9 protein-coding genes are annotated in these 12,125 nt (G+C 44.7%); 3 read left to right on the top strand and 6 right to left on the bottom strand.

The annotated features are described in order from the left end of the window. Positions 1 to 79: 79 nt before the first annotated feature. Positions 80 to 964: a pyridoxal 5'-phosphate synthase lyase subunit PdxS gene (gene pdxS, locus F0220_RS15495; protein ID WP_200869424.1), complete on the bottom strand. Its 885-nt coding sequence runs from the start codon at positions 962 to 964 to the stop codon at positions 80 to 82. 147 nt (positions 965 to 1,111) lie between these two features. Here pdxS and F0220_RS15490 point away from each other — a divergent pair, with 147 nt between their 5' ends. The 3 genes from F0220_RS15490 to F0220_RS15480 all read left to right on the top strand — a co-directional run bounded on the left by F0220_RS15490 (position 1,112) and on the right by F0220_RS15480 (position 5,355). Next, positions 1,112 to 2,602, top strand: coding sequence for a MocR-like pyridoxine biosynthesis transcription factor PdxR (locus tag F0220_RS15490; RefSeq protein ID WP_105598790.1), 1,491 nt, complete (start codon positions 1,112 to 1,114; stop codon positions 2,600 to 2,602). A gap of 59 nt (positions 2,603 to 2,661) precedes the next feature. Then, complete coding sequence (locus F0220_RS15485) at positions 2,662 to 4,683, top strand: ATP-dependent DNA helicase (RefSeq protein WP_091018971.1); 2,022 nt, start codon at positions 2,662 to 2,664, stop codon at positions 4,681 to 4,683. Positions 4,684 to 4,827: 144 nt separating this feature from the next. After that, positions 4,828 to 5,355 carry a DinB family protein gene (locus tag F0220_RS15480; RefSeq protein ID WP_105598789.1) on the top strand — a complete coding sequence of 176 codons (528 nt, stop codon included), beginning with the start codon at positions 4,828 to 4,830 and terminating at the stop codon, positions 5,353 to 5,355. Positions 5,356 to 5,433: 78 nt separating this feature from the next. Here the strand turns inward: F0220_RS15480 and F0220_RS15475 are convergent, their stop codons facing one another. The 5 genes from F0220_RS15475 to F0220_RS15455 form a co-directional block, all read right to left on the bottom strand. Continuing rightward, the gene (locus F0220_RS15475) at positions 5,434 to 6,375 is read right to left on the bottom strand and encodes a family 43 glycosylhydrolase (protein WP_105598788.1); all 942 of its coding nucleotides are present in this window, start codon (positions 6,373 to 6,375) and stop codon (positions 5,434 to 5,436) included. 30 nt (positions 6,376 to 6,405) lie between these two features. Continuing rightward, positions 6,406 to 8,121, bottom strand: coding sequence for a discoidin domain-containing protein (locus F0220_RS15470; RefSeq protein ID WP_105598787.1), 1,716 nt, complete (start codon positions 8,119 to 8,121; stop codon positions 6,406 to 6,408). Between the two features lie 70 nt (positions 8,122 to 8,191). Then, complete coding sequence (locus F0220_RS15465; RefSeq protein WP_105598786.1) at positions 8,192 to 9,877, bottom strand: type 2 periplasmic-binding domain-containing protein; 1,686 nt, start codon at positions 9,875 to 9,877, stop codon at positions 8,192 to 8,194. 160 nt (positions 9,878 to 10,037) lie between these two features. Continuing rightward, positions 10,038 to 10,907, bottom strand: coding sequence for a carbohydrate ABC transporter permease (locus F0220_RS15460; protein ID WP_017688372.1), 870 nt, complete (start codon positions 10,905 to 10,907; stop codon positions 10,038 to 10,040). 18 nt (positions 10,908 to 10,925) lie between these two features. Next, entirely contained in the window at positions 10,926 to 11,810 is an 885-nt protein-coding gene (locus F0220_RS15455; RefSeq protein WP_036616097.1) for an ABC transporter permease, read from the bottom strand. Positions 11,811 to 12,125: the final 315 nt, after the last annotated feature.

Below are 12,125 nucleotides of genomic sequence, written 5' to 3'. Positions count from 1 at the left end.
GCCGATCAATTAAGGTTCAATTGATCGGCTCTTCTATATAAATGTTCAAACTACCTATTCAACTAGATGCCCTGTTATCTTACCAACCGCGGTTGGACATGCGCTCTTCTGGAGCCAATTTAGAAATTTCGATCCCTTTCATCGGGGCACCCAAGTTTTTGGATACTTCGGCAATCAGTTTGTAATCTGTGTAATGTGTAGTAGCTTCAACGATTGCACGAGCGAATTTCTCAGGGCTATCGGATTTGAAAATACCTGATCCTACAAACACACCATCTGCTCCCAGGTGCATCATTAATGCTGCGTCCGCCGGAGTAGCTACACCGCCTGCTGCAAAGTTAACGACAGGAAGTTTTCCATTTTCATGAACTTCGCGCAGCAACTCATAAGCTACACCCAGATTTTTGGCTTCAGCGTACAGCTCGTCCTTGGACATGTTTTGCACTTTGCGGAGCTGGCTGTTAATTAGACGCATATGACGAACTGCCTCAACAATGTTACCCGTTCCAGGCTCACCTTTTGTACGAATCATCGATGCACCCTCACCAATACGGCGAAGAGCTTCTCCCAAATCTTTGGCTCCACATACAAATGGTACAGTAAACTCATGTTTATCAATATGGAACACTTCGTCTGCAGGTGTAAGAACTTCACTTTCATCGAGATAGTCCACACCCAGGGATTCAAGCACTTTGGCTTCTATGTAATGACCGATACGTGCTTTGGCCATAACTGGAATAGATACAACCTTCATAACCTCTTCAACGATGGTTGGATCTGCCATACGAGCTACACCGCCGGCTGCGCGAATATCGGAAGGTACCCGTTCAAGAGCCATAACAGCTGTTGCCCCTGCCGCCTCAGCAATTTTAGCTTGCTCTGCATTCATAACGTCCATGATGACGCCACCTTTTTGCATCTCAGCCATTCCTCTTTTTACACGATCTGTACCTGTTTGCATGATTGTAGTCCTCCTAAGTAACTTTTGGGTGATTTTCAATAAAGGCATCGCTCTAATCTATGATTTAGTATAGAATGAGAATGGTCATATAAAAAGATCCAATATTTTCGGTTTTTATTGTACCACTTCAATGATAACTCTGGAGGTCCTATGCAATTTCATGTAGCTTACAGTTCATATTTGAACCGAAAATATACGAAGATGAAGGCTCTCTATCATGCCATCCGTGATGCAATTCATGAAGGTAATCTTATACATGGCGAGAAGTTACCCTCTACTCGAGAGTTAGCTACGACGTATCACATTTCCAGAGGAACTGTGAATCAGGTCTATGATACGTTGACTGCTCAAGGTTACATTCATTCAGAGCATGGAAGAGGAACCTTTGTTGCTTACCAGTTGGATTTGAACAATAATGCGTCCACCGTGAAAGCTTGCACGCATCACTTATCCGCCTGGGGAAATCGTATTCAGCAGTTTGAACATCAGACGACTCAAAGAAATGCACCTGCCAATGCCCATACACAAGATTCCAGAATGAATAGCGACGAAGTGATCGACTTTAGCAAATATCAACCTGACTTCTCCAAGTTTCCTTACGATGAATGGAATAATCGATTGTATGCAGAGATAAGGCAGCGTGAGCATCACCTGAAAACAACCTCTGCTATGGTTAGTTCAACCGGGGATCCAAAATTGAGAGAAGCCATTGCTGCCTATCTTCGGAGGATGCGGGGCATTCAAGTCGATCCGGATCATATTGCAGTAACTGCAGGCTCCATGCAAGCTATAGCTCTACTCACTCAATTACTTGCTGATCCTGGGGATTATGTAGTGACAGAAAGTCCTTGTTATGTCGGGATTTCTAAAGCCATATTGGCTGCGGGTGCAAAGTTGATTGAAGCCAATCTCGATGGTCAGGGCGTTGTGCCCCAAGACTGGGAAGCACGAATGTTGTTTGTCACGCCGTCACGACAATTTCCTACTGGTGAAATGCTCAGTCTGGAACGCAGACAAACCTTGCTGGACTGGGCACAGCGAAATGATGCCATGATTGTTGAGGATGATTATGATAGTGAATTCCGATATCGCGGCATGCATGTTGAACCACTGAAAACACTTGATAAAGCAGGACGCGTAATCTATCTGGGCAGCTTTACAAAAACCTTGCCTTTAGAAGTACGACTTGGTTATGTGGTTCTTCCCCCTACCTTGGCTGACACCTTTAGAAAGGCACAGGCTTTATACGAGCCAAGACCCGTCAACCTGATTGAACAACGGGCATTAGCTGCATTCATGACAAGTGGTCAATATGAGCGTCATCTGCGCAGAATGAATCGATTATACAGTCGCAAATTCCATCTGTTACTCAAACTTTTGAACAAGCAACTCTCTACATGGTTTGATTGGGTGGAGAACGAAGCGGGTCTACACGTGTTTGGCTGGTGGCGAGGTAATGTGTCCACTTATGAGGCCTTTCGGGAATCGGCTAGGTCACAAGGTGTGGTATACTCAGAAGTCAGCAGTTCAACGTCTGTTGGTACGAAGTATGGTATCTATTTGTCTTTTGCACATTTGTCAGATGAACAATTACAGGAAGGCGTATCCAGATTAAAAAATGCCGTTACAACTGCATTGTGAGGTAAATCGTCTCCAAAGTGAGTACAAGAAGATCATCATTCGGAAGAGGGGCGATCGTTATGAATTGGTTAAATGAACTCTACAAAATGAATAAACAGGAACCGGACAAGGAAATCGAACGTTCTTTGGTTAACGCCATCTTCCGAATATATGACCGGTTCCCCCGAATTGGCCTTAGAGAGCGGATTGGACAGCAAGAAATGTCTCTTGATATCGCCGATGCTTATATCCATGGGCATAATGCCATGATTGAAGCTGGGGTTGGAATCGGTAAGTCTTTTGCGTACCTGATCCCAAGTCTTCTCACGAATCAAATGTCTCAGAAACCAGTCATTATAGCTACATCCTCCATTCAGCTCTCGGAACAGATACATAAAGATTTAAGGATTATTGGTAGCCGGTTGGGATTCTCAACGGTTCGCTCCGTGGTGGGGAAAGGCATGGGTCAGTATGCCTGCAGAAGTAGAGCAGCGGAATGGATCAATCTTAATGATGCAAACGCCTCCGTATCTACCCTTGCACAGCGCATATTAGATTATGAAATTGATGAAAGAGCCGATATTAAAGCTGGAATTAGTGATGCCGAATGGTCCCACGTTTCCGTGAATGATTGCAAATTTGAACGTTGTCATCACAAAAATGCATGTTTGTTTTACGATATGAGAGCGAAATTAAATGCAAAAGCTCACGAGATTGATTTTATTATCGTTAACCAGGACTTGCTGATACGGGATTTGATGAAGAAAAAAGAAGGAACCAAAAGCATCATCTCGGAACAGCCTGCTCTGATCGTCATTGATGAAGCGCATAATCTGGAAGCAAAAGTTCGAGATGCCAGAACACTTGAGTTCACTTATCGCGGAATCTGCCGCATTCTGGATACCACGGTGCAGCTTCTAACGAAGCAGTCCGGAGATAAAAGTCTCTTCTCACAATCCAAGTTCATCAAAAACTGCGCTGAGCGCATCTTCAAACAGGTAAACGCGGATTTGCTCGACCATGCCAAGCAGGATAACGACCGAATCAAAGTGTCGAAGATCAAAGGAGTACCGTTGAACAAAGTCGCGAATGATTTAAAAGATCTCAGTCTGCGCCTTTCCATTTTGACTTCCCGTCACGAGCGGGAAATAGATGACGCTTTTGAAGCCACCAACGGGCTTATTACCCTCATTCATGTCTTATCTGAGATTGAGAACAACTATCTTTTATGGGCAAGCAGTCCCCTGGGAGTAGCCACGATCAGTATCTGTCCCAAAGATATAAGCCAATTTCTGAAATACGCTTTATTTAATGGCAAGGTACCTGTAATCCTAACATCAGCAACGCTGTGCCAAGGCGGGGATACGCTGGAGGAACAATATTCTTATATGACGCACTCCCTTGGTTATAAGGGAGATTTCTTAGAGCGCCAACCCTCCCCTTTTGACTACACCAACCATGCCATGATGTATATTTCTAACAAAGTACCCTATTACCACCACGATCAGCGCGAAAACTATCTTGAAGCAGCGTACAACGAAATGGTTCAACTCTGTAATCTAACTCAGGGAAGAACAATCGTCCTTTTTTCAGCAAAAGAGGACATGAAGTACATTCACAAAAAGTTGATCTCAAAGGCTAATGAATACACATGGGCAGTCCATATTCAAAAAGAAGGATCTTCCCAGGACAGTGTCATCGCCGAATTCAGGAAAAGCAAAGGTGTACTCCTGGGTACCGGTGTATTCTGGGAAGGCGTGAATATCGAGGGGTCTGACCTGTCACAGGTCATTATTTTCCGTCTGCCCTTCCCTGTTCCATCGGATCCTGTTTATGAATATAAGGCATCTGTAACGGAGAATCCGTTCATGGAGGTGTTTGTACCGGACATGCTCCTTCGGTTACGGCAAGGAACGGGACGCTTGATTCGTAGTGAAACGGACCTTGGCATACTCAGCATACTTGACTCCCGTCTCAGCACAGCAGCAAAAAAGAGTTATCGGGAACAGGTGCTGGAAACATTGCCGTTCCAAAAAGTGACGGAGGATTTTGCGGTTTTGGAGAAGTTTGTTCAAAATAAGAGGATACGACGTACGGATTAGAAGTAGAATAACACGTAACCTTGAAAATCTGCCTAAATTACATGAAACGGCCCTTCCGCTCATAATGTGGAGGGGCTAATTTCATGCTGTAGGATATATGCTACAATATATTCCAGATCTACGAATCCCAAAGGAGGCATTACCATGGTTGAAAGACCAACTACAGAGGAATATGCAGCTTATTATGCAGGGTACATCCAGCTTGTTCCTGAAGGGAACATCATCGAACGCTTAAAGCTGCAATCCAATATCGTACCAGCTTTGCTCTCTTCATTGACAGAGGAGCAAGCAAATTATCGTTACGCCGAAGGCAAATGGAGCGTGAAGGAGGTCATCGGTCACCTTTTGGATAACGAACGCATCATGAGCAGCCGATTGCTTCGCATCGCCAGAGGTGACCAAGCGAATCATCCCGGCTACGATCAGGACGTGCTTATGCAGAGCCATCCCTTCAATGCGTATACCGTAGCTGATTTGAATGAAGAATATGCTGTCACACGTCGCTCAACCATTCTTATGCTCCGTCGCCTCACCCCGGAAGCATGGCTCTGTAGAGGGATCGTCAGTGATAATCCTGCTTCAGCTCGATCGATTGCATTTGTTATTGCTGGGCATGAGCTCCACCATTTATCAGTACTTCGCGATCGCTATTCGTTAGATTTGAAATTATAAAATTCATCCAAAAAGACTTTGAACCTGCATTCTCTGTAGGATCAAAGTCTTTTCTCATCAGTCGGTTTATCTTTCAAATTATCGTTCAAAATGAATCAGATGTGCATCCTCTCGCAAAGATAACGTGGAATACTCATCTAGAATCGGAATGTCCCCATTGAATTCAATGGGCAGGACCACATAGCTGGACTGAAAATAATCGGATCCGTTCCAGCGATCTGAAAAGTATAGGTAGTCCTCTTCTGATCGCTTCAGCACAAATGCTGGTTGCGTTCGAAACGTCGTTTCATCGCCAAAATCACTGAGTATTCCCCATGGACCATCCATCGTATTAGCCATCGCGTATTTCCCTTGATTGGGAGCCCAACCCGTGCAAAATGAGGTCACCATATAATACTTCCCTTTCCGTTTGAAGACAGTTGGCGCCTCCCTATATTCCCCCTGCCACGGCTTTCCGACAAGACTTTCCACATTAAGGTAATCTTCCTGCAGACGATAGATGTGCAGGTCCGCATTGTCTCTGGCAGCCGAAATAAAATATGCCGTCCCGTCATCATCCTGAAAGAGTGTGCAGTCACGCGACATATACCCGTACGGATTGAAGCTACCATGATAAACAAAATGGCTGTCTGGATAATCCGAGGTAGCGATGGCGCATGCAGCATCGTTATAATTCTCACCATTCTCATAGTGAACCCAGAGTACGAACTTCTTGGTCACCGCGTTGAACAGCACTTTAGGCCGTTCGAGATTCACCTTTCCACCTTTATCGTTCACTAATGCCAGATTTGTCCGAACTCGAATGGGTGCAGCTGGCGTAGAGGTGGTCAAGATATGGTTCCGAAACTCCCAGTTGAATAGATCTTTGGAACGGTAACAACTCACATATATATCGTCTCTCCGATCTTCGCCATACCAGTAATAATAGTCGTCATGGAATAACATATGTCCACCATGGGCATGGATCAGATTACCACTTGAATCATTCCAGATGCCACCATTAGTTAGTTGATTATTCACACCGTTACCTCTCTTCTTTTAAGAACATCGTTAATTGGTGTCCGATCCAAATACCTTCACTTCCCAAAGTCTTGGCGTGTACCAATTGTTTGGATTGTTATGAAGTGCCGCATTTTGCATATTAATTCGTACATATCTGGCAGCAGTGCTCGATAGATTGTCTGAGGTAAAACCGTAAGATCTATTGTTGGTTCGATCCAATGCCACGGTCCAGTTTACATTATCCGTACTGGTCTCAATTTTATATTTGTAATAACCTTCGGAGCCTTTTTGCATCCACCAGGAGATTTGCACATTATTCAACTGTTGAACAGAGCCGAGATCGACCTTCCACCAATGTGGCCAAGAACTGCCTGTGCCGACCCATTCAGTTTGATAGCTACCATCATTAGCATAACTTGCCGGGTTTGTTCCAGTAGCCGTTTGGGCTGTTGCAGGTTTGCCTTGCGACAGAAGTTTTCCGTTCTGAACGGGAACGACAACATCATCGCTTGTGTTGTACAGCACTTGATCAAAATAATCATAAAATGCGTAACCATCGGAGAACCACACGGGAAGCAGTCTTTCCTCCGTTGTTCCATTTTGCGTACCTGCCCAACCGAACATCCAGCGATATGCAACCATAACCACGTTATTACCCGTATATGGCTTCACCCTCATGACGGAACCCGACTGCGCCGAGAAGGTTGACGTGTTGCCAATCGTCCGTAATTCGGACCAATCTCCGTCTATGCTATTTGCTGAAGAATACAAAGGTATACTCGGATACCAGCCAGCCGCTTGGGAAGAGAACAAATAATAAATGCCATCCTTTTTGATCATTTTGGGCAGTTCCCTATGTTGATTTTGATAAATAACTGAAACTTGATGATCTACATCCAACCAATCGGAGGTTAACTTATATAAGATGGTGTCCGAATTATTATTGGCCGTAGAGATCAGATACGCCGAATCATCATCATCTTTGAAAATGGAGATATCCCGGGATTGGTTCCCTTCCGGCCGAAAGCTTTTGTGAAATGTAAAGTCTTCTCCAGGCGTGGCCGAAGCCACCGATACTCTCGCAAGCGTGTAGTCTGTACTGTTTTCATAGTGAGCCCAAAAAACAAATTTGTTCGTAGGCGCATGGTACAGGATGTTAATCCCTTCAAATTTGGAATTCGCCAGATCGGGATGATCTGTGTAGGAAAGAACCACTTTGTCGTCACCATAGGTGATATCATCTGTTGATGTCTGTTGAATCATTTCGCCAAAACCACCAGTTGGTTTTTGTACAAAATTAAATCTGTAATAGGTATCCCCCACTTTAAGTTCATTCGGGAGCATGAGAGTGGATTGTGCTGTGTTATCAAAAGTTGTGAGGTTTTCTGGAAGACTGTAAGGGGTGTATTCTGGCGAGATAGCAGAGGTTAACAAGGAAGTTCCATCGTACGCCTTCACTTGATACTTGTATGTGTTACCTATGTTGAGGTCATAATCATCCGTCGTTGTACCAGTTAGGGTTTGTAATAACGTATAAGGCGCATTGTTCTCGGATCTATACAACTCGTATACAGTCGCTCCCTGGACAGGCGCCCAATGGATTTTGGCATTGGATACTTCAGATTCATTCTTCAGGACAAACAGTGTTGCGGCGATCTTGGTCTTCTCACCAGCAGCATGAACGGTTTGAGCTGAGGACGTTAAATGAACGGTTAACAACATCAATGCAATGACGATAGCCATCCACGATTTACCTTTGATCATGTCTCATCATCTCCTTTTTTAGAAGACCAACCTTCCTGTTGCCGGAAGGCTGATCCAGGGTAAACTGACTTTATTTCAAATTCATCAGTGTCATTACATCCGTCTCGCTGGCTTGGTTGTACCATTCGTTAACTTCTTCGATCACGGTGTCTCCGCCTTTTTCGTGCCACTGTTTCACAAAGGTATCGAATGCTTCAAGCGGCTCATTGCCATATATGATTTTGGTGAACGTCTCTTGTTCCATGGTGGTCAACTGTTCCCACACGTTTTGCATCGTTGGCGTTGGTGGACCGTTAAACTCATTTGGCAGTAAAACATCTCTGTTTTCATACGAAATCCGATATCCATCCTGTGTCGTTTGATCTTTTGAAGCGCTTTGAATGAGGACGCCCGTGTCGGCTTTAACTCCATTCGCCAGATCGTAGTACGATTGGCCGGGACCATCAACACTTGGTGTATTTTTGGTAAATGCCATTTTCCCAACGCCTTGCACGGCTTCTAATGGCTTATTGAATTTCGTTGGATCAAAAGTGACTTCGTCGTTGACGATATCGTAATCGTATCCCTGAGCGTAGCCGTATTTGAAATCTCCCGTGCTGAACGCTGCGTCGTACATTTTATCGTAGTATAGGAAGAAGGCTTCCATGTTTTGAAAGTCCTTGTTAAACATGAACACACCATCGTTCAATTGGGCGGACTGATAGGTCTTATCACCGTTCACACCTTGAATGGTCGGATAAGCACTTATTTTTGCACCATTCACATTTTTCTCTACGTCCTTCACACTGTCGTAAAGCCAAGGACGACCAATGATGATGCCAGCTTTCCCCTCCGTAAAATCGGACAATGCGTCCCAGGCCCCTTGGGTGGCCAATTCTTTGTTCAAGTACCCTTTTGCATACCAGTCGCGTAACTTGGCAAGTGCCTCTTTGTTGCCAGCAGCCACAGATCCATAGGTGAGTTTGCCGTTATCGTTATGCCATTGCCTTGGAAGATGTTTGCCTGTGTATGCGCTGAATATCATGACCGGATCGCTGACCCAGCCCGTATTGTAGGAATCTTTACCTGAAAAAGTAAAGCCGTATGTGTCTTTCTTGCCGTTCCCATCTGGGTCCTCATTAGTGAACGCCGCGATGACTTGCTCAAACTCATCAATCGTTGTTGGCGCTTCCAAATTTAATCTGTCCAACCAGTCCTGGCGGATTAACATAACTTCGCCTTCCGTCAGATTCGGCGCAATCGCCATCCCGTAGACCTTGCCCTCCCTAACCACTGGATTGAAAGTGGTCGGGTATTGTTTGTATATTTCTTTTATCCGGTCAGGCATGTAGGTTGAGATGTCTTCTGTAATCTCCTTGACTTGCCCCGACTCAATCAGATCATTGACCAGCATGGTGTCATAGACAGGCAGAACGTCTGGCAGCTTCTCGGAACCCGTCAACGCCAGCCGCAGCTTGGTATTATATTGTGAAGCATCACCTCCCAGCAGGGTGGTTTGGATTTTGATACCCAGGTTTTGTTCGCCCCAACGGGTCAACACATTGTCATTCAACGTCTCACCATTGATATACTTTCCAGCATTTTCATCCTGTTGTTTGGCGATGGTGATCGTAAATGGCGGATCATATTTACCGTCCTTAAGCACCGATGCCGGTGCGGTTTCGGAAGCAGGCTCCCCTTTGCTACAGCCAGCCACAAGAATAGCCGACAGCATAACCATACTTACCATTTTCCATAAATCAGTTCTTTTCTTCATGGAAACATGCCCCCTTCACTCATACTCAATTTGTTTTCTATATAAGTTCAACTAATTGCATATTTACACTGGCACTCCGATGACAGAACAACCTTCCGAACGCTGTTATCGTGTAAATGTTTAGATGAACTTATAGTAATCCAATTTATCGTCATCCTAACTATTCTTTGACGGCTCCCAGTACGATTCCCTTCACGAAATAACGCTGCAAAAAAGGATAAACCAAAATAATCGGGAGCGTGCTGACAAAAATTTGTGCTGCCTTAATGCTCTGTTCGGACATGGCTGCCACCTCAGACTGGCTCATCGCCATATTCTGCATATTGCTCTGCACAACGACCGTCTGTAAGAACGAAGCCAACGGATACTTACTTGCATCCGACATGTACAAAATCCCGTCAAACCAGGAGTTCCAGTGCCCTACCATAATGAACAAGGATACGGTCGCGATGCCAGGCAGAGATAATGGTAAATATATTTTGCTGAGAATTACGAAAAAGGAAGCTCCGTCAATGAAAGCTGCTTCTTCCAGGGCTTTTGGAATCGTTTTGAAAAAATTGACGAGAAGAATCAAATTATAAGCACCGAAAGCGCCCGGTAGCACAAGAGCCCATATGGTATCCTTTAATCCAAGGGCTGTGATCAATATGTAAGAAGGTATCAAGCCCCCCGAGAAGAGCATGGTAAAGATAAAAAACCACATGAGCACGTTGCGTCCCCGGAATTCCTTGGACAAAGCATATCCTGCACAGGTAAGGATAAACATGCTGATGGTTGTACCCAATACGGTTCGAGTGATGGATGTCAGCATGGCACCGTTGAAATTAGAATTGTTGAACGTTTTTACATAGGCGTCCACGTTGAACCCCACCGGCCAAAATGAAACCATATTACCGCTAATGGCCGCTTTGCTGCTGAGCGATTGCGCCAACAAATGAAGCAGTGGTAGAAAACACGCCAGACCAGCCAGTATCATGAACGCGTAATTAAAATAGGAGAATACTCTATAACCTGTCGTCTTATGGTACATGATCCCTCTCCCTCCTTGTTAGAATATTTTGTAATTGGCATATTTATAGGCCAGCCTGTAGGAGACAACGATCAAAATCAAGCTGATTCCCGATTTGAACAGTCCGACAGCGGTCCCGAAGCCGTATTGCCCGTTTAACAAGGATGAACGGTAGACATAGGTGTCAATGATATCTCCCGTACTGTAGACAAGCGGATTGTACAGATTGAAAACTTGATCAAAGCCCGCGTCCAGAATATTGCCCAGACTCAGCGTAGAAATGACGATAATCATGGGCAACATGCTAGGCAAAGTGACGTATCGAATTTGCTGCCGGCGTGTAGCGCCATCGATCTCAGCTGCTTCGTAATAAGAAGGATTGATCCCGGCAATGGTAGCCAGATAAACAATCATGCCGAAGCCAAAGCTCTTCCACACGTCGCTGATTACAACCGTGAATCGAAACAGATCAGGATCACCCAAGAAGTAAATGGGATCGTTTCCGAAAATTCGGGTCAAGATGTGATTAATTCCCCCGTCTAATCCGAGAATGTCAATCATCAAGCCTGCCACAGTAACCCAGGACAAGAAATGCGGCAGATACACCAGTGTCTGTACACTTTTCTTAATGCCCATATTTCGGATCTCACTTAGCAGGATAGCCATGACGATTGGAACGATAATACCAACGATAATTTTAGAAACGGCGATAATTAACGTATTAACGATCGCTTGTGTGGCTTCTTTGTACTGGAAAATTCGTTCGAAATTATCTAACCCGATCCACCGTGAACCTGTAATGCCCAGCCATGGTTTGTAGTCCTGAAATGCCATGAGCAAACCTACCATCGGGCCATAAGAAAAGATGCAGACAAACACAAATGCGGGAATACACAGTACGTACAAAGGCCAGCTTTTCTTGATTTCCTTTTTGAATGAAGTCCGCTGGGAAAGCTTTGTTTTTGTTTTTTTTGCGGATCTGGCGGGCACAATCTCGTTAATGTTGCATACCTCCTCTATGATGGCTTTTCGAAAGCGATCCTTGAAGATAAGCTTAACAAAAGCGCTTTCACTCCAAAATGCCAAAATTTCAAGATCATCACCCCATCCTGAAGCATTTTAAACCGCTTTCATTTATCGTCGTTGCTGCCCTTCCGCTTTTCGAAGGTTTGGCTTATATTTAGGTTAATCCGATCTGGAGTTTGAACTTCTACGTTTGGCGATATGAAAGGAACCACA

This window comes from Paenibacillus sp. 37 (assembly GCF_008386395.1).
Classification (GTDB): domain Bacteria; phylum Bacillota; class Bacilli; order Paenibacillales; family Paenibacillaceae; genus Paenibacillus; species Paenibacillus amylolyticus_B.
Note: the sequence above shows the minus strand (reverse complement) of the source record. Positions and strands in the feature narration are given on the sequence as shown.

What these genes read in the sequence shown, in the direction of transcription:
- F0220_RS15465 (WP_105598786.1), bottom strand. Translation starts at nt 9,877, where the DNA reads ATGAAGAAAAGAACTGATTTATGGAAAATGGTAAGTATGGTTATGCTG.
- F0220_RS15490 (WP_105598790.1), top strand. Translation starts at nt 1,112, where the DNA reads ATGCAATTTCATGTAGCTTACAGTTCATATTTGAACCGAAAATATACG.
- F0220_RS15480 (WP_105598789.1), top strand. Translation starts at nt 4,828, where the DNA reads ATGGTTGAAAGACCAACTACAGAGGAATATGCAGCTTATTATGCAGGG.
- F0220_RS15460 (WP_017688372.1), bottom strand. Translation starts at nt 10,907, where the DNA reads ATGTACCATAAGACGACAGGTTATAGAGTATTCTCCTATTTTAATTAC.
- F0220_RS15470 (WP_105598787.1), bottom strand. Translation starts at nt 8,121, where the DNA reads ATGATCAAAGGTAAATCGTGGATGGCTATCGTCATTGCATTGATGTTG.
- F0220_RS15485 (WP_091018971.1), top strand. Translation starts at nt 2,662, where the DNA reads ATGAATTGGTTAAATGAACTCTACAAAATGAATAAACAGGAACCGGAC.